Source organism: Paenibacillus sp. FA6, from assembly GCF_051550225.1.
Classification (GTDB): domain Bacteria; phylum Bacillota; class Bacilli; order Paenibacillales; family Paenibacillaceae; genus Paenibacillus_AQ.
The window spans coordinates 4,409,803-4,427,982 of sequence record NZ_CP188820.1 but is presented as its reverse complement, the minus strand read 5'-3'; the positions used below and the strand labels follow the sequence as shown (position 1 = coordinate 4,427,982).

16 protein-coding genes and 1 pseudogene are annotated in these 18,180 nt (G+C 42.6%); 11 read left to right on the top strand and 6 right to left on the bottom strand.

Annotated features, from left to right (window positions below; all coding sequences use genetic code 11):
• Positions 1 to 31 precede the first annotated feature (31 nt).
• Together ACP8HI_RS20275 and ACP8HI_RS20270 are read left to right on the top strand one after the other, a co-directional pair.
• Positions 32 to 1,519 (top strand): hypothetical protein, encoded by a 1,488-nt coding sequence (locus ACP8HI_RS20275; protein ID WP_438347973.1) that lies wholly within the window; start codon positions 32 to 34, stop codon positions 1,517 to 1,519.
• Between the two features lie 385 nt (positions 1,520 to 1,904).
• The gene (locus tag ACP8HI_RS20270; RefSeq protein WP_438347972.1) at positions 1,905 to 3,920 is read left to right on the top strand and encodes an RICIN domain-containing protein; all 2,016 of its coding nucleotides are present in this window, start codon (positions 1,905 to 1,907) and stop codon (positions 3,918 to 3,920) included.
• A gap of 157 nt (positions 3,921 to 4,077) precedes the next feature.
• Here ACP8HI_RS20270 and ACP8HI_RS20265 read toward each other — a convergent pair whose 3' ends face one another.
• Entirely contained in the window at positions 4,078 to 4,893 is an 816-nt protein-coding gene (locus ACP8HI_RS20265) for an AraC family transcriptional regulator (RefSeq protein ID WP_438347971.1), read from the bottom strand.
• A 190-nt stretch (positions 4,894 to 5,083) separates the two neighbouring features.
• Here ACP8HI_RS20265 and ACP8HI_RS20260 point away from each other — a divergent pair, with 190 nt between their 5' ends.
• The 3 genes from ACP8HI_RS20260 (at position 5,084) to ACP8HI_RS20250 (ending at position 10,589) form a co-directional block, all read left to right on the top strand.
• Positions 5,084 to 8,218, top strand: coding sequence for a glycoside hydrolase family 2 TIM barrel-domain containing protein (locus tag ACP8HI_RS20260; RefSeq protein WP_438347970.1), 3,135 nt, complete (start codon positions 5,084 to 5,086; stop codon positions 8,216 to 8,218).
• A gap of 355 nt (positions 8,219 to 8,573) precedes the next feature.
• Positions 8,574 to 9,422: a glycosyl hydrolase family 28-related protein gene (locus ACP8HI_RS20255; protein ID WP_438347969.1), complete on the top strand. Its 849-nt coding sequence runs from the start codon at positions 8,574 to 8,576 to the stop codon at positions 9,420 to 9,422.
• A 21-nt stretch (positions 9,423 to 9,443) separates the two neighbouring features.
• Entirely contained in the window at positions 9,444 to 10,589 is a 1,146-nt protein-coding gene (locus ACP8HI_RS20250) for an RICIN domain-containing protein (protein WP_438351918.1), read from the top strand.
• Positions 10,590 to 10,780: 191 nt separating this feature from the next.
• On the opposite strand, the gene ACP8HI_RS20245 is transcribed toward ACP8HI_RS20250, so the two are convergent.
• Positions 10,781 to 11,842, bottom strand: coding sequence for a GGDEF domain-containing protein (locus tag ACP8HI_RS20245; RefSeq protein WP_438347968.1), 1,062 nt, complete (start codon positions 11,840 to 11,842; stop codon positions 10,781 to 10,783).
• Positions 11,843 to 12,243: 401 nt separating this feature from the next.
• On the opposite strand from ACP8HI_RS20245, the gene ACP8HI_RS20240 reads away from it, so the two are divergent.
• Positions 12,244 to 14,250 carry a glycosyl hydrolase 115 family protein gene (locus ACP8HI_RS20240; protein WP_438347967.1) on the top strand — a complete coding sequence of 669 codons (2,007 nt, stop codon included), beginning with the start codon at positions 12,244 to 12,246 and terminating at the stop codon, positions 14,248 to 14,250.
• A gap of 158 nt (positions 14,251 to 14,408) precedes the next feature.
• Here the strand turns inward: ACP8HI_RS20240 and ACP8HI_RS20235 are convergent, their stop codons facing one another.
• Positions 14,409 to 14,543, bottom strand: coding sequence for a hypothetical protein (locus ACP8HI_RS20235; RefSeq protein WP_438347966.1), 135 nt, complete (start codon positions 14,541 to 14,543; stop codon positions 14,409 to 14,411).
• 280 nt (positions 14,544 to 14,823) lie between these two features.
• Here ACP8HI_RS20235 and ACP8HI_RS20230 point away from each other — a divergent pair, with 280 nt between their 5' ends.
• The 5 genes and pseudogenes from ACP8HI_RS20230 (at position 14,824) to ACP8HI_RS20210 (ending at position 16,441) form a co-directional block, all read left to right on the top strand.
• On the top strand, positions 14,824 to 15,093 hold the full coding sequence (locus ACP8HI_RS20230) for a transposase (RefSeq protein ID WP_438347965.1): 270 nt from the start codon (positions 14,824 to 14,826) through the stop codon (positions 15,091 to 15,093).
• A 14-nt stretch (positions 15,094 to 15,107) separates the two neighbouring features.
• Positions 15,108 to 15,413 (top strand): IS3 family transposase, encoded by a 306-nt coding sequence (locus tag ACP8HI_RS20225; protein WP_438347964.1) that lies wholly within the window; start codon positions 15,108 to 15,110, stop codon positions 15,411 to 15,413.
• Between the two features lie 16 nt (positions 15,414 to 15,429).
• Positions 15,430 to 15,633 (top strand): DDE-type integrase/transposase/recombinase, encoded by a 204-nt coding sequence (locus tag ACP8HI_RS20220; protein ID WP_438351917.1) that lies wholly within the window; start codon positions 15,430 to 15,432, stop codon positions 15,631 to 15,633.
• A gap of 53 nt (positions 15,634 to 15,686) precedes the next feature.
• Positions 15,687 to 15,893, top strand: a pseudogene (locus ACP8HI_RS20215) (integrase core domain-containing protein); the annotation flags it as partial.
• 44 nt (positions 15,894 to 15,937) lie between these two features.
• On the top strand, positions 15,938 to 16,441 hold the full coding sequence (locus tag ACP8HI_RS20210) for a GNAT family N-acetyltransferase (RefSeq protein WP_438347963.1): 504 nt from the start codon (positions 15,938 to 15,940) through the stop codon (positions 16,439 to 16,441).
• 98 nt (positions 16,442 to 16,539) lie between these two features.
• Here ACP8HI_RS20210 and ACP8HI_RS20205 read toward each other — a convergent pair whose 3' ends face one another.
• The 3 genes from ACP8HI_RS20205 to ACP8HI_RS20195 all read right to left on the bottom strand — a co-directional run bounded on the left by ACP8HI_RS20205 (position 16,540) and on the right by ACP8HI_RS20195 (position 18,020).
• Entirely contained in the window at positions 16,540 to 16,707 is a 168-nt protein-coding gene (locus ACP8HI_RS20205) for a hypothetical protein (RefSeq protein ID WP_438347962.1), read from the bottom strand.
• A 262-nt stretch (positions 16,708 to 16,969) separates the two neighbouring features.
• Positions 16,970 to 17,194, bottom strand: a complete 225-nt coding sequence (locus tag ACP8HI_RS20200; protein WP_438347961.1) for a chitosanase — start codon at positions 17,192 to 17,194, stop codon at positions 16,970 to 16,972.
• Positions 17,151 to 18,020, bottom strand: coding sequence for a helix-turn-helix domain-containing protein (locus ACP8HI_RS20195; protein ID WP_438347960.1), 870 nt, complete (start codon positions 18,018 to 18,020; stop codon positions 17,151 to 17,153). The genes ACP8HI_RS20200 and ACP8HI_RS20195 overlap by 44 nt, the downstream gene beginning before the upstream one ends.
• Positions 18,021 to 18,180 lie beyond the last annotated feature (160 nt).

Sequence of the window (18,180 nt, the reverse complement as noted above, 5' to 3'; positions counted from 1 at the left end):
GAATATTGAAAAAGGGAGATGTATTGTAACTATGATTACTTACACGAAACCGACGTATACTACAACAAGCTCGGATTTTCAATTAAATGTAGACAACACCACTGTTTTTGTTGAAAAGTTTTTGGACTACCATTATGCTCATTTTTCCTACTCGGGTACATCAATACTAACGGTCACGGCAAGCCAGCCAATCACTAGCTATGATATAAGCCCGCATAGTTTGGGGATTACGGGGATAGTAAGTGGGAATCAACTGACGTTTTCTATTGATAGTAATTCGGAAAAGCCATGCTATTTGGTTATACAGATGAATAGCCTGGAGAAGCTAGTTGTTCTGGCAGACCCCTTGGAAAGTCATGCCCCGGCATCCTCCGGGGCAGGTATTTATAATATAATAAACTCACCTTATCGCGCAGACAACACTTGGACGAGCGATGTTACCAGTATAATACAGCAGGCAATTGATGATGCATCTGCCGCAGGCGGAGGAATCGTTTATGTACCTGTAGGTGTATATAAAGTGAAGGATATTCTTTATATCAAGAGCAATGTCACCCTGTACCTGCAGGGTGGGGCAGTCATAAAGTCAAATCCGGACAGAACCCTGTATAGTTCTACTACCAGTAGTGAGGGTAAAATATTTATTGATCCCATGATAAAGATTGACCATGCACCTAATGCTAATATATTGGGGCGCGGTGTACTGGACGCCAGTGGTATCGCGATTATGGATAAGGACAGTGCATCATCAACCTATCTGGGATACAGAAGAAACGTAATTGTAGGTAACTTTTCCAATAACGTAACTATAGAAGGCATCATCATAAAGGACTCAACAACGTGGACTATTAACGGTATTCAAGGTGGGGATGGATTTACGGTAAGAAATGTCAAGATTATCAATCACAAAAATGCAGACCAGTATAAAATTATGAATGATGGTATAGATCTATGTGGAACAAGGAATGCCATAGCAGAAAAGAACTTTGTCATGACCGTAGATGATGCCCTCTGTGCGAAATCAACGATAATTGACTTTGCCATGTATAATATATATTTCAAGAACAATATTGTATTTTCGTCTTGCGCTGGCCTCAAAGTAGGTTTGCAGTCATTGAGCCCTATGTATAATGTATGCTTTGAAGATAACGACGTAGTTCAGGCACGGCGCGGAATAGTAGTAGAAGCAACCTCGGGAAATCAGTTGATGAACGATATACATTTTGTGAATACCAGGGTGGAGAGCTTTGTATTTACTTCCATGGGTAAAAGTATTCCTGTAGAAATAGATGCACAAACAGCACCAATAACGAATGTATATATAGATAGTACTTTATTCGAAAAATTAGCTTTTAACCCAATAAACATCTACGGCTTAAGTAACACGAATGCTGTAACAAATGTTGCATTTACCGAGCTACGAATGTGTGGAGATACCATAACGAATATCTCGGACGGACAAATCATTGAGGGCAGTTATGCATCTGATATAACGGTGACTGCTACTTCAAGCACCTAAGAATCTCAAGTCGATGTGGAATTTCCAGTTCTTCTAATCTCCTTAATAATGATGAATATGATTAAGATTATGCTGCCTTTTAGGCGGCATTTTTCTTTTGAAATCGACGGAGTCCCGAAAAGGGGTGCCAATTATATTACATAAAGGAGACGAAGTTATTACATTTTTCTTACTGAACTTATGCAGTAAAATAACAAGATACAATAGAATTTGGAAGTAGATTCAATACTTCAATACACTTTGTAAGCGCAGTCATCATTCGTATACAAGCGCTTAATCGAAAGGAGTTGTTCGATTTAATCTATGGTGTATGAAACACATTTATAGAGTATTCGTTACAAGATCAATTGCAAGCGTTTACAATTGAACAGGAGGCGAAATAATAATGCAATCTAGTAAAATGAAATTTCGAATCGGAAATGTGCTGGCGAAGATAATTGTTGTTGCTACTCTAATGTTCAGTTTCTCTATTCATATGGCCCAGCCTGTATCCGCTGCGACCACAGTAACTTATCCAACTCCTTCCTACTTCGCTACAAGTACGGCTTACTCTCTGATGGTAGATTCGACAACGGTCAACGTTGCCAAGCATTTTGACTATTCCTTTGCCCAGTTGTCTTATTCCGGTACGGCCACATTCAAAGTGACAGCCAAAGATAACATCACCTCATACAACATCAGTCCCCACAGCTACGGCATCTCGGCAACCGTGAGCGGGAAAGAGCTAACCTTCTCCCTTCCTCAAGCCGGATCGAGATACTTAGTGATCACGGTCAATAACCTAGAGAACCTTGTCATTATGGCTGACCCTGTGGAGAAAGGGGCTCCAGTGCCCAATGGGGGCAGTGTGAAGAGCATTATGGATTATTCGGGCATGGACAATACGGGCGGCAATCTGATGACGTCAAGAATCCAACAAGCCATCAATGATGCGAACGCTCGTAGCGGCGGTGGCACGGTTTATTTTCCTGCAGGTATTTATAAGTTCTCTCAGATTGAGCTCAAGAGTAACGTCACATTATATTTAGCTGCTGGCGCAGTGCTTCGTGGTTCGTCTAATGTAAATGACTACGATTGGAGCGAAACTGTGTTCCGCAAGGCGAATATCCGTATAGTAGGGGCATCTAATGTAGCGATCAAAGGAAGAGGTATGATCGACTCCAATGGCACTACGCTTACAACGGGTGATAGCGGGCCGAACCGTGAGTATATCATCTCCTCTTTAAAGGATGCATCGGGGACCAAACCAAATAATTTAACATTCGAGGGTATTACGCTAAGGGACGGTACAACTTGGAATTTCAGGATTGAAGATTCGCTTAACGTCAAAATCAGTAATGTGAAAATCATAAATAACGTAAACTGGATCCATGGAGATGGCTTTGATATTGTCAATACGTCCCACGCCGTTGTGGATCAATGCTTCGCCTATACCGGCGATGATGTATACGATGCAAAATCATCGACAGAAGAACCGATGACGGATGTCGTATTCAAAAATTCAGTTGCTTATACCGAATCTGCAGGCACTAAGGTAGGTATGCAGGGGCAGGGACATGTCAGTGATATTTGGTTTATCAATATTGACGTGATCCTCGCCTATCGGGGTATCAGTGTCGATCATGACCAAGGGGACGGTGTATGGGAAGATATTCATTTCATCGATATCCGTACGGAAAGGATTCATAATAATGGCACCTCTGGCCAATTCAGGACAGCTCCGATCCTTATTTGGACGGCCAAATATGGCAGTTCGCAGGTAGGTCCTATCAGCAACGTGGAACTGATCGGCGTTACCTTTGAAGACACGCGTGGTTTCAAATCTTATATTCAAGGTCACGACAACTCGAGCAAGGTTTCTAATGTAACTATCCGCGATTTGAAGATGAACGGCGACTACATTACAAGCGCTTCCCAAGGTGCAATTGATATCAATTCGAACACATCCAATATTACGTTTGGCGTATCGCTGCAGACCAACGCACATTACAAAATTAGCGGCAAAAAAGGTGGTAAGCTTGCAGATGTTAATGATAGTTCCACGGCGGATGGCGCAAAGGTCATCCAATGGTCGGATAATGGCGGATTGAATCAACAGTGGCAGCTTGTCGATGCTGGCAACGGATACTATAAGCTGAAAAATAGCAAAAGCGGAAAAGTCATGGAGGTTGAAGGCGGTTCTACAGCCAATGGAGCCAAAGTCATTCAATGGACAGATAATGGCGGGCATAATCAACAATGGCAGGCCATTAACCTTGGTGAGGGATACTATAAACTCATGAACCGTAAAAGTGGTAAGTTATTAGATGTTTACAACGGGTCAACGTCAAACGGAGCTGAACTCATCCAGTATTCAGATAACGGTGGAGACAACCAGAAATGGAAGCTCATTAAGCAGTAGACAAGAAATACAAAAATACAACGAAAGGTTCAAAAAGTAATACCTTCGGGCGCATGTTTTGTTGTCAGCCTTGCGCCCGTCGGGGTTACATAGAAGTGGAAAGAAGGAGTGATTTGAAATGAGAACCTATCGTTTACAGCAGCTGATTAGGCCTTGTTTACAAAGACTTTCTAAAGTCCCTTGGAGAACAACCCTTTATTTTCTTGAATACTTTAGAAAACAGATACGGGTCAGAGTAACCTATACTTCGTGCAATATCTCCTATGGCCAACGCATTGTTGGCCATTAATTCACAAGATTTATTTATTCTGTATTTGACTAAGTACTCTTGAGGGGAGATACCTGAGACACTTTTGAAAACAGTTGAGAGATATTTCCGATCAAGTCCAACAAATTTTGCGATTTCACCAATACTTGTTTTGTTTGAATAATTTCTGTGTATGTAGTCTATTGCCTTTTTTACATATAAATCTTTTGTATATTCAGATTTAACTTCAAAGTTAGAATCTTCAATTAATATGGAGAGAAGCTGGAGTAATAATCCGGTAAACATAATATCACGGCTATGTATCATATTTTTAAGATTTATCATTTTATTTATTATTTCTGCAAATTGGTCATCATAATGATGCGTGAAGATAGGATTTGAATGGTTTAATTGGGCTCGATTTAAATAATTTAAGGCATCAATTCCGTTAAAGCCCCAAAAGGTATATACCCAAGGGTCATGATCGTCAGCTTTATAGTAGGCAATATCATTTGGACATATCAAAAAGCCTTGGCCTTCTGTCAGTGAGTAGGTTTCTTTATTTAATTGAAGGATTCCCTTACCTTTGATAATGTAATGGATAAAATAATGATCCCTCGTTGCTGGACCGTATTTATGACTAATTGGACATGTGTGATAGCCCCAATAATATGGAGTAAGACTTACATTTGAATCTATGTAACTTGAACTATTTACAATAATCATCTCGGGGAGTCTATCCATATTTCTTTTCCTTTCATTAATCTTAATAAAGACATTATACCATCTTTTAATGTTATCTCTCCATTTAAATAAAGTTCATCAAGAGTATAATAAGAGGGAGATGGATGAATTCCATTAATGATCAATTTATATCATATTATATTATATTTTGGATGGGAGTGTTTGATTAGATATGATGAACGACTGGGAAAATCACAGACTGCTGCAGCGAAACCGGCTACCGGCAAGAGCTACATTCATTCCGTTCGGGGATGATGAAAGCGCTCTATGCTATGAAAGGGAGTTATCTCCCTACTATATGTTGTTAAATGGAAATTGGAAGTTTAACTACGCCCCGACTCCTGCTCACGCCCCATCGAGCTTCCACGAGGAAGACTTCGACGCGAGCAATTGGGATGACCTTGCTGTGCCTTCCTGCTGGCAGATGCATGGCTATGGCCGTCCGCATTACTCGAACGTCATCTACCCGTTCCCGGTTGTACCACCGCTTGTTCCGACCGAGAATCCGACTGGCTCCTATCGCCGTGAATTTACGGTTCCGGCCGACTGGAGTGGACAGCGCATTACATTGCATTTTGAAGGCGTAGACAGTGCATTCTTCGTTTGGGTTAACGGACAGGAAGTGGGCTTCAGTAAGGGCAGCCGTATGCCTTCGCAGTTCGATATCACGGATCTTGTCCACGAGGGGACGAATGTCCTTGCGGTTCGCGTCATGCAGTGGTCGGACGGCTCGTATATCGAGGATCAGGACATGTGGTGGCTGAGCGGTATTTTCCGCGACGTGTATTTGACAGCTGCGCCACAAACTCACTTATACGATTATTCGGTTCGGACGCTGCTTGATAGCGACTACCGTGATGCAACTCTCGAGATCAGATTGAACTTGCGCAGCGTGAACGAAGCAGCCCAAGGCGTGCGGATCGAACTGCAGCTACTCGATGCGTGCGGGAGAGCAGTAGAAGGCAGCAATGCGGAGGAAATCATAACTGGCGGTGAACTGACTCAAGAGCACGAGACGATGTTTACGCTTCCGCTTGTCAATCCTAGGAAATGGTCTGCGGAAGACCCGTACTTATACAAGCTGTTGATTCGGGTCATTGGAGATACCACGCAAGTTACGGTAGCGCGTGTTGGTTTCTGCTACATAGAGCTGAAGGGAGGCGTGCTGCTCGTAAACGGGGTGCCGATTATGTTCAAGGGCGTCAACCGACACGATCATCATCCCGACCTTGGACGGACCGTACCGCTTGATTGGATGCGAAAGGACGTGTTGCTGATGAAGCAGCACAATATTAACGCTGTCCGTACATCACATTATCCGAACGATCCGCGCTTCTATGACCTGTGTGACGAATACGGTCTTTACGTTATCGATGAGGCCGATTTGGAGTGCCACGGCTTCCATCGGACAGACAACTCCAATCAATTGAGCGATGACCCAGATTGGGAGGCTGCCTATCTAGACCGGATCGAACGGATGATCGAACGCGACAAGAATCATCCCTCCATCATCCTCTGGTCGCTTGGCAATGAATCGTACTACGGCTGTAATCACGCGGCGATGTATCGCTGGGCCAAGGAGCATGACCCAACACGGCTGGTGCACTATGCGGAAGATAGGGAGGCCGTGACCGCCGACGTATTTAGCACGATGTACAACAGGATTTGGCAGTTGCACGAGCTTGGCCAGCGTGAGGATCTTGACAAGCCCCACATCGTATGCGAATATGCGCATGCAATGGGCAATGGTCCAGGGGGCTTGAAGGAATATTGGGACGTCTTCTATGCCTATAAGCGGTTGCAGGGCGGCTTCGTGTGGGAATGGGTCGATCAAGGCATCCGGCAGTGGACGGCTGACGGTCAGGAGTTCTTCGCCTACGGCGGTGATTTTGATGACCATCCGAACGATTCGAATTTCGTCATCGACGGTCTCGTTAACCCGGATCGTGTGCCATCGGCCGGACTACTGGAGCTTAAGAAGGTGATGGAGCCGGTTGTAATCGAAGGATTGGATTTGCAGACTGGGCAGTTGAAGCTTACGAATCGATACGATTTCCTGCCTCTGGATCATTTGCATCTTGTATGGCATGTAATGGCAGACGGAAAAGTCATATGCTCAGGCAAAAGTGAGCTGCCCGATATCGCACCGGGTTGTACGGGTACCGTGAACATTAACTATACGCTACCGGTTCGATTGCAGCCGGCAACCGATTACTGGTTGAACGTCAACCTCCTGCTTGCGGCTGATACGGCTTGGGCCGAATCAGGCTTCGAGGTTGCGTGGGCCCAGTTTGAACTACCAAATAAATCGGAGCAGAACCCTACCTTTGAACTGTCCGCTTTCGCGCCGTTGTCCGTGACGGAGAACGGCGTGATGCTGGAGGTGCGGGGCGGCGATTTCGAGCTTCAGTTTGACTGTGTTTACGGCGTTATCGCAGGGTGGAGACATGCCGGCGTCCGTCTGCTGGAGGAAGGACCAAGGCTCGATCTGTGGCGCACTCCGACGGACAACGATATGCGACCGATCGGCGACTGGAGGACATCCATCGAAGATGACAGACGAGCGACGGTCGTATGGAAAAAGTCTGGGTTGCACTGGCTGCAGCACCGCGTCATGAACGTGGACTGGAGCGCTAACGGCAGCGGAACGGTCGTGACGGTCACCTGTAGGGTACGTGTGGCACCGCCGATTCTGAAATGGTCGGTCGACACATTGTACACTTACACGATTTATGCCAATGGGGACGTGACGGTCGACGTGAACGGGTCGATCGAGGGAAGTGGCGCTCCGGAGACGCTCCCCCGCATTGGTCTGCAGCTGGCACTACCGAACGATTGTGATCGAGCGCAATGGTACGGCCGCGGCCCAGGCGAAGCATACGCCGACTCGAAGCAGGCCGCAAAGTTCGGATTCTACCAGAAAACCGTGCGCGAGCTGTTCACCGAATACATCGTACCGCAGGAAAACGGTAACCGTGCTGATACACGCTGGCTCGCGATGACGAATGAACAGGGATCGGGTCTGCTGGTGGCAGGTTCGCCGCAGTTCGAGTTTACGGCTCGACGCTATACGAGCGAGGATCTGGAGAAGGCGCGGCATACGTATGAGCTGAAAGAACGCGATCGCGTCTTCCTGCATCTCGACCTTGCGCAGAACGGCATCGGCAGTGCCAGCTGCGGTCCCGGCGTGCTCCCGCAGTATTTGCTGAAGGCGGAGGGCTTCCGCTTCCAGGTCCGCCTCACGCCGATGACCTCTGGGTCGGGTTCGCCTGCACAGCTTGCAAAGCGTGAGCCACAGACCCGCTAACACCCGCAATTTTACAATAGGTTTTTGTGGATTACTACTTTCTTGGGATCGGGAATTTGAATATAAGCAACCCGGTGCTACCGCCAGATCTTCTCACGATCCAAAGCAATGTGATGAAGGTGGTTTAAGATCTTTGGATCAAAGCCATCGTAAGCGGAAGCGACTCTTCTGGTGATACTCTTCCGGTCTGTCTTCGTGCAGACCGGAAGAATTATATCATAGATACAAACGCTTACTTGAGGGGAGGTTGTGCTATTTAATTGATCATGTATGAATCATGTATGAATCATGTTTGAAAGAATTGGTTTTGAGATGAATTGTGAGCGCTTACAATTAAACAGGAGGCGAAATAATAGTGAATTTTAGTAAAGTGAAATTGCGAATCAGAAATGTGCTGATGAAGGTGATCGTTGTTGTTGCTCTAATGTTCAGTTTTTCTATTCACATGGCCCAGCCTGTATCCGCTGCGACCACAGTGACTTATCCAACTCCTTCCTACTTCGCTACAAGTACGGCTTACTCTCTGAAGGTAGATTCGACAACGGTCAACGTTGCCAAGCATTTTGATTATTCCTTTGCCCAGTTGTCTTATTCTGGTATGGCCACATTCAAAGTAACAGCCAAGGATAACATCACCTCCTACAACATCAGTCCCCACAGCTACGGCATCTCGGCAACCGTAAGCGGCAAAGAGCTAACCTTCTCCCTTCCTCAATCCGGATCGAGATACTTAGTGATCACGGTCAATAACTTAGAGAACCTTGTTATTATGGCTGACCCTGTGGAAACTGGGGCTCCAGTGCCCAATGGCGGCAGTGTGAAGAACATTATGGATTATTCGGGCATGGATAATACGGGCGGCAATCTGATGACATCAAGAATCCAACAAGCCATCAATGACGCAAACGCTCGTTCCGGCGACGGCACAGTTTATTTCCCTGCGGGCATTTATAAGATCTCTCAGTTTGAGCTCAAGAGTAATGTCACGCTATATTTAGCTGCGGGCGCTATACTTCGCGGGTCAACGACGTTAAGTGATTATGATTCCTCCGACACCAATTTTAAGCAGTCCAACATCCGTATAGTAGGGGCATCTAATGTTGCTATTAAAGGAAGAGGGATGATCGACTCCAATGGGACTGCGCTTACAACGGGCGAAAGCGGGCCGAATCGTGAGAACATCATCCGTTCTTACAAAAATTAGGAGGGAACGAAGCCGAATGGTCTGACATTCGAAGGTATCACCCTAAGGGACGGAACAACTTGGAACTTTAATATTGAGGAATCTACTAACGTCAAAATCAGCAATGTGAAGATTATAAATAACGTCCATTGGATCCATGGAGATGGCTTCGATCTCGTCAATACGTCCCACGCTGTTGTGGATCAATGCTTCGCTTATACCGGCGATGACGTATTCAATGCGAAATCATCGACGGAAGAACCGATGACGGATGTCGTATACAAAAATTCGGTAGCCTATACCGAGTCTGCAGGTACCAAGGTAGGCGTTGCAGGAAATGCATCAGTCACCGATCTTTGGTTTATCAATATTGATGTGATTCTGGCCTATCGTGGCATTAGTGTGAGTCATGACGAAGGAAATGGTGTTTGGGACGATATTCATTTTATTGATATTCGGACGGAAAGGATTCACAATAACGGAACCTCTGGCCAATTTAGAACGGCTCCGCTCCTCATCTGGACGGCCAAATATGGTAGCTCGCAGGTTGGTCCCATCAGCAATGTGGAAATAATCGGCGCTACCTTTGAGGACACGCGCAATTTCCATTCCATAATTCAAGGTCACGACAGCTCGAGCAAGGTTTCTAATGTAACCATCCGCGATTTGAAGATGAACGGCGACTACATTACAAGCGCTTCCCAAGGTGCAATTGATATCAATTCGAACACATCCAATATTACGTTTGGCGTATCGCTGCAGACCAACGCACATTACAAAATTAGCGGCAAAAAAGGTGGTAAGCTTGCAGATGTTAATGATAGTTCCACGGTGGATGGCGCAAAGGTCATCCAATGGTCGGATAATGGCGGATTGAATCAACAGTGGCAGCTTGTCGATGCTGGCAACGGATACTATAAGCTGAAAAATAGCAAAAGCGGAAAAGTCATGGAGGTTGAAGGCGGTTCTACAGCCAATGGAGCCAAAGTCATTCAATGGACAGATAATGGCGGGCATAATCAACAATGGCAGGCCATTAACCTTGGTGAGGGATACTATAAACTCATGAACCGTAAAAGTGGTAAGTTATTAGATGTTTACAACGGGTCAACGTCAAACGGAGCTGAACTCATCCAGTATTCAGATAACGGTGGAGACAACCAGAAATGGAAGCTCATTAAGCAGTAGACAAGAAATACAAAAATACAACGAAATGTTCAAGAAGTAACACTTTCGGGCGCATGTTTTGTTGTCAGCCTTGCGCCCGTCTGGGTTACATAGAAGTGGAAAGAAGGAGTGATTTGAAATGAGGACTTATCGTTTACAGCAGCTGGCATCGCAAGGACATATTTTGAAAGACATTATACCGGGGGATTACATCAAAAGCTAGTATGAGAACGGGCAGCGGTCACAACACAGTTTTTCCCTCGTCTCTTTCCCCTATACAGAGCTTGGTCGGCTCTATTAATTAACTCTTCTATCGTTTTATCTGTTTGGATTGCTGCGACACCGAATGTCATTGAAGTTGTAAAGGGACGTCCTTTATATTCAAATGACTGTTCACAGATTGCTTGTCGTATCGACTCTCCTATTGCAGATGCTGTTTGCAGATCAGCATTTGGAAGCAGAATTAAGAATTCTTCACCGCCCCATCTTGCGATGCTTCCTTTCATGCCAACAGAATGTTTAATTTTAGCTGCGCATTGTATGAGAACCGAATCACCGCATTCATGTCCGTATTGATCATTGAACGATTTAAAGTTATCAATATCGCCAAGGATGATGCAAAAGGGTTGTCCGCTGAGCTCTTTTTCTCCCCAGGCCATACTCACTTTCTCAATCATGATTCCCCGATTGTATAGACCTGTCAATGAATCGATGCTCGATCTGTTTGCGAGTTCCTCATTAGTAACATGCAACTCCTTGATATAATCGTCAATCTTATTTCGATATATATTTGCTAACCAGGCAAGGATCAGGAAAATGCTACAGCTATTCATAATATTAAACACTTTCATCATCCAAGCTGAAATGATATGTTGATCTGGCTCCGTACAGACATTCAACAGGATATAAATGATAATGATGACAATAAATATAAAGAGTGAGGCTTTTCTATTTTTATTAGAAGAGATAAAAATGGTATACGGTACGGTGAGTAAGTAGTAATGAAATCCAGAGTCCCAACCTATACATATACTTGCCGCAACTGCATGTATAACCAGCTCTAGGACCATAAAAATTCCCCATGCAACAATTGCACCTCTGCGCAGCAGTAGATAGGCTATTAAATATATGATAACACTGCCTATATTGATAATTGCCATGGTTGGAATATCAAGAATAATAAACATCAGAATCCATATCGTATGAAAGAGTATACACGTATATGTTATTGATAGAAACGCAGGCATATCCAGTGCTTCATCGCCCTTACTCATAGTCTTCAATTTGAAAACCCTCATCTCTAATCGTGATGTACTTACATTCATTTATTGCTAGTTCGCTGTTCCCTGCATCAATACCTCCTTGAAACGGATCTAATGGATCTAATCTAATTCATTAAATAGAGTAGGAAGAATGGATCATCACGGCGGACCAATCAGATTACATAAAAGAAACGAAATTATTACATTTTTCCTGATGAACCTATGCAGTACAATAAAAGATGTATTTGATAAAACAGTCCAGATTAAAAATAAACTTTAGAATATTCTGTAAGCGCCATCAAACAAACACTTCAAGGAATTATTTGATGTCATGATTGTCGAATGTCGAAAGAGACATAAAGTGGTATATTCCGGTTTTTAAAATATTATAAAATTGAAAAGGGTGAATAACTTTGATAAATATATTTGACCAAAAGAGTGTTATTAATCTCTACTGTGACAGTTTTGAAGAGGGTTGTATAAAGAAAGCAGTGAATGATCTTACGAAGGATATGGAAAGGGTTGGTAATAAGTCACCTGAAGTTATGCAATATTTACCTACTGATTTCCAACAAGGTATCTATATAGGATCTCTCGAAAATGAGAGGTTTTCAAGGTTTCTCGATAATGTTAGCCTCGACTATAGCAGCATCAGCGGTAAAGGAGAACATTTTCTCATCAAGTCACTTGAAAGCGATCAGGGAATAGTGATTTGTGGTAATGATAAAAGGGGAACCATGTATGGGATATATACGTTCTGTGAAAAGTTCTTGGGAGTTGATCCCCTCTATTATTGGACCGATCATGCGCCTGAGAAAAAAGCCAAGTTGAATCTTGAAGGCATTGATATTATTGAGGGTCCTCAAACTTATAAGATTCGTGGGTGGTTCATGAATGATGAAGATCTTTTCACCGGATGGGAAGGAGGAAAAGTGAAACAGCATGAGAATTATCCGATGCTACGACATCATCCCATCCATTTTGATAAGGTTCTGGAGACGGCGTTAAGAATGAAACAAAATTTAATTATCCCAAGTACATACTTAAATATAGATAATCCAGATGAGGAAGATATTGTACGTCTGATCAGTGAACGGGGTCTTTTTGTATCACAGCACCATCAAGAGCCTATGGGGGTGAGTGCAGATATCTTCGAGAGCTTCTGGAATAAAAGAGGTGAAAGCCTCGTTGCCACTTACATGGTACATCCAGAGAAATATGAAGAAGTATGGACGTATTATGCAAAGAAATATGCAAAATACCCGGATGTTATATGGCAATTGGGACTTAGAGGGAAGGATGACCGTCCAGTCTGGCATGGAAACGACAAAGTCCCTCAAACGATGGAAGGCAGAGGACGATTAATTTCAGATGCCATTGCAAAGCAATATGAGATAATACAACAAGTACTTGGACATAACAACTTTCTTTCTACATCAACTCTATGGATGGAGGGAATGATGTTGCATAACAATGGTGTTCTTGAGTTTCCGAATGACACTATTATTATCAATGCAGATTTTGGACCAACCCAAATGTGGGGCGAAGGCTATGAATCTGTAAAAAGAAAACCAGGTACGTCGTATGGCGTATACTACCATGTAGCCTATTGGAGCTGCGGTCCGCATTTGGTTCAAGGTACTTCACCTGAAAAGATCTATTATAACTACTCCCGAGCGATTGGAAAAGGGGATACTGCTTACTCTATTTTGAATGTAACCAATATAAGAGAGATGGTATTTAATATAAACTGTGTAAAAGAAATTACGTGGAATTTCAAAGAATTCGATGTACAAGACTATCGCCAAAGCTGGGTTGATAATCAGTTTGGCTTAAAAGATACAGAAGAACTATCGAATGTCATTAAAGATTTTTATAGCGCCTACAATGAGCTCGAAAATGAAGTGATTCCCGGACAGATGATTCTTTTGGATGGCATGTGTATAAAAGTAGGAAAGAAACTGTTTGAAATTATTCAGGGCATGGGCTTAAAACCTGAGAAACTACAAAATCAAAGACTCTATCAATTTTCATCACAAGAAGATTTTGTAGCTTATTTTAAAACGGCTTCAATGACTAGCATTGATAAATTTGAAAGGGTCTATATAAAGCTAATTGAGATTTATGACCAGATTTCTGAAGAACGTAAGTCGTTCTATATGAATAACCTGATAGTGCAGTGTGAAATAATATTAGGATTATACAAATGGGTGCACAGCCTGTGCTATGCTGCTGAGGTGAAGCTGAGCTGCGGACAAGAGGAAGTCTTCGAGAAATACAAGCAAGAAGCGTTGTATCACATCAACAAGATACTCCTAGATAGAAAAAAGGCGGAGTCCGGAGAATGGAAGAACTGGTATAGCAATGACAAACTTCTGGACATATTAAAGTACATCGGATACACGGCTGAGCTGCATTGAAAGTTATAGCCAAGGGTTTCTCCGATGGTACGACAAAAGTCTTGTCGCATTAAAATAAAGAAGGAAAAGGAACTAGGCAAATATATGCTTAGTTCCTTTTCCTTCTAAGTCAGCGACCTGAGCATGCAGACTTAGAATCAGTTTCTCCATAATCCCCTCTAAATCCACCAGTAGCCCTGAATACCAGTATTAAACTTTATTATTATATACTCGAAATCTACTATGCCATCATACTCCCAGTCAAGTTGATCTAGCACATCGATGTAAAACAAGTCGTCTCCCCCAATCATCATACGCATAACCCACTAGAGCAATTGCTCATAGATCTAAATAGAATAAGGCAAGCCGAGAAGGTAGGTTATGATCCGAAAATAGGGTAGATATTTTTCTGGTTGCTTCTTTTAAATTCGCTGTATATTCAACCTCATTCACAATCATCCTCTAACGTAGAAGTACACCATCCAATGGTATATTGAATCTGCTTCCTATTGTGTCAATTGTATGGAACTAGTATAAAGTAGTGGACATAAAAAGGAGGACGGCAAAAATAATAATGAAAGGTTGTGTCCAGCTATGGGAACTAAGCAAGGAAGATATAGTGATGAGTTCAAAGCCATGATCGTTGAACTCCATCGTAAAGGGAAAACCGCATCTAAAATTATGAGCGAATATGGTCTAAGTAAAACGGCGTTTTACAAATGGATTAATGAAGGTAAAGAAATTAATGTAGATAATGAACAAATCTCTGTCGTAGAGGTCAAAAAGTTCAAATCTAGAATTAAAGAGCTTGAAGAGGAAAATGAGATCCTAAAAAAAGCTATGACCATATTCGCCAAAAGATAAGCGTTCGTGACGTTGTGGATGTGGTCGTATCCCAGTCTGACAAACATAGCAAAAGTAAATTGTGTAAGGTGCTAGTGATTGGACGTAACAGCTACTATTACTGTACTCAAAAACGTCCTGAAGGTCGATTAAAGCAGGAGAACAACTGGTTAAGACAAGAGATCATTAGGATCTATCACGAACAAGATGGTGTCTATGGAGCGCCTAAAATCAGAGATGAACTTCTTAAGCTACAACTCCCATTTAAAGTGAGTGAGAAACGAGTACAACGGATCATGAGAAGCCTAGGACTTCGGTCTGTGGTAATCAGAAAAAAATAAAAAATGGGTAAGTGACATCATCTATATCCACGTCCTCAATAAGGGTTGGTGCTATTTAGCTTCGATTATGGACTTATCTACAAATAAAATGATTGGTTGGTGTTTCAGTCAAACGATGGATAAAGCTTGTGTGTTATCTGCACTTCATCAAGCGGTATCCACTCAGAAGCCTGCTAAGGGAGTTATCTTCAGATCGAGGCAGTCAATATACGAGTCATGAGTATCGAGAAGAGCTCATCAGATTGGGAATAAGGCAGTCCTTCTCGGCAAGGCTGTCCCTATGATAATGCTCCTATTGAAAGCTTTCACGCTAAATTAAAGAAAGAAATAGTCTATCGAACGATATTTAGATCTTTTGAAAATGCCCAAACAAATAACTTCCAATATATAGAAGGTCGTTATAACCGCAATCGCATTCATTCTGCTATAGGGTATAAAACTCCCCAGCAGATGGAAGATTTCTTGTCCATATCAGCCTAATATAGTCTTTCTTTTTGTGTCCAGTCTATTGACAGAAGTCCACAATGAATAGATATACAATCAGACCTATAACAGAGCAGGACATACCCTTTCTATGGAAGATGTTGTATGAATCCTTATATGTTCGAGAAGGTCAAGAACCTTTTAGCAGAGAAGTGATTAAGGAACCTGTCATTTCTAAGTATGTAGATGATTGGGGTAAAGAAGGAGATATGGGTTATATTGCGGTAAATAGTGAGGGTCATTCTATTGGATCCATAACCATTCGGTATTTTAATGAAGATAATAAGGGATTTGGATATATAAATAATGATATACCAGAACTAGGAATGGCAATAATGCCAGAGTATAGAGGAAGGGGAATTGGAACAGCACTACTAAAAAGGCTGTTTGATGGGATGAAAGAGAGGGGAATTAAGAGAATATCATTAAGTGTAGATCCTAATAATTTGGCAGCTGTGAAACTATATCAACGATTTGGGTTTAAAGAAGTTGGAATGGTAGATACATCGATAACAATGGTAGCGGAGCGAACCGGTGAAAATTAGCCAATCAAATAATCTACATGATCGAGCATGCTTCCCTTGTCTTTAGCTGCAAAATAAAGTTGCCACATGGAAAGTCTGTTGTTCTCCTCAAATCCATACTACGGTTTTAGGGCTAGGTGAGGAGCGTAATAATTCGTGCCGCCAACGGAATAAGAAGTGTAAAAATCTTCAAGTTCTCCCGCATATACGGGCATTCCTGTCACTATAACTTCATAACCATCGAGTAGCACCATGATCTGCTCTGGTGATAACAACATACTATACAACTTAGAACGCCCATAAGAGTATTGAAGATAATTATTGGAATCTGTGATTTTGTAAATTGGAACATAGACAACTCAAGAGCTGAAATTGGTTATGCCCTGTCACGAGAATATTGGGAAAGGGGATATAGGATATTTTGAAGACATGAAGATATATTCAATATTAAAAGAGGATATGGTTTGAGTATTGGTATTATCCCCTTTAATTAGATACCCAAAAAAGACCGCATGTTATCATGGGGGAAAGAGTGAACACCGATATGCGTTAATTCACCTTGGACTGAGGGGTGCTGGCAGCATCAAAAACCTTGAATAGTGTAGGGGCATCAGGATCGGTGTCGTTGGGGCTGCCAGTAGTAGCACCGAGTATGGCAAGGGTATACCCTCGATCATCATCAATATTGTCACAGTAACCGTAGGACTTGGTCCAATCAAGGGAGCCTTGCTCACTTTTGTAGAATAGGGTTGTTAGAATCGTGTAATACTTCACATGATTTGCGGAATTTCAAAGCAGAGAGACCAACAATACTTTTGAACGTTCGTCCGAAATGGGTTAAGTTCTCGAACCCGACACGTTCAGCGATGTCTGAAACCGATAATTTGGACTCCTTTAAGTAGCAACAAGCCTGTTTGACCCGAACGGTATTGACATACTCTATTAAGGTGCAACCCGTTGATTCTTTGAAGGTCCGACTCAGATGAGAGGGGCTCAAGTAGAAACGTTTGGAAATATCATCTAAGGTTAGGCGCTGATCATAATGATGATTAATGTAATGAACAACCTTGGGAATATGCTGATGAAATCGATTTGACGAGAGATGGTGTTGTTGGCAACCACTCTCTATTTTACGTTGTATGAAAATTAATAATTCCGTTAACAGGATTTTAAGGTAAAGGTTCGATTCGGACAACCCGTTCGCTTGCTCAGTGATCATTTTCTCGAAAATATCCTCGATAAAACCCTGTTCCGAGCCTCTTATTCGGATCGTACCTGAGCCGGATTGAAAAGGGGCCAAAGGATGGAAGACGGATTCCTCGGTTAACAAGCTGCGTAGGTACTCTTCCTGAAATAGCAGTGTAACCCTTTCGAAAGTCGAACCATTAGGATTGATTAACTTATGAGCATCGTTCATTCTAATGAGCAGCAATGAACCGCTTACAACTTGATAGGATTGATTCCCGATAAGATAATACAGATCGCCCGAGATTAAGTAGAGAATTTCATAAGCGTCATGATAATGTACTGAAGGAATGCTTGAGTGCGATTTGCTCTCACGGCTGATGTAGAAGGGATCGGATCGATAGAAGTGAATCATAAGCACCTCCAGAAAGTCCTACTATAGGATCGTGACTTTATTGTAACCGATACTAATCGAAAAGTAATCATAAAGTTAAACCGCTTATACTTTTGGTATTGCTATAATAATAATAAATAATAGCAATAAACGTAGAAAATGATTAAATTTGAAAAGAATA

What these genes read in the sequence shown, in the direction of transcription:
- ACP8HI_RS20210 (WP_438347963.1), top strand. Translation starts at nt 15,938, where the DNA reads ATGAATAGATATACAATCAGACCTATAACAGAGCAGGACATACCCTTT.
- ACP8HI_RS20195 (WP_438347960.1), bottom strand. Translation starts at nt 18,020, where the DNA reads ATGATTCACTTCTATCGATCCGATCCCTTCTACATCAGCCGTGAGAGC.
- ACP8HI_RS20260 (WP_438347970.1), top strand. Translation starts at nt 5,084, where the DNA reads ATGATGAACGACTGGGAAAATCACAGACTGCTGCAGCGAAACCGGCTA.
- ACP8HI_RS20275 (WP_438347973.1), top strand. Translation starts at nt 32, where the DNA reads ATGATTACTTACACGAAACCGACGTATACTACAACAAGCTCGGATTTT.
- ACP8HI_RS20235 (WP_438347966.1), bottom strand. Translation starts at nt 14,543, where the DNA reads ATGATGATTGGGGGAGACGACTTGTTTTACATCGATGTGCTAGATCAA.
- ACP8HI_RS20265 (WP_438347971.1), bottom strand. Translation starts at nt 4,893, where the DNA reads ATGATTATTGTAAATAGTTCAAGTTACATAGATTCAAATGTAAGTCTT.
- ACP8HI_RS20270 (WP_438347972.1), top strand. Translation starts at nt 1,905, where the DNA reads ATGCAATCTAGTAAAATGAAATTTCGAATCGGAAATGTGCTGGCGAAG.
- ACP8HI_RS20245 (WP_438347968.1), bottom strand. Translation starts at nt 11,842, where the DNA reads ATGAGTAAGGGCGATGAAGCACTGGATATGCCTGCGTTTCTATCAATA.
- ACP8HI_RS20230 (WP_438347965.1), top strand. Translation starts at nt 14,824, where the DNA reads ATGGGAACTAAGCAAGGAAGATATAGTGATGAGTTCAAAGCCATGATC.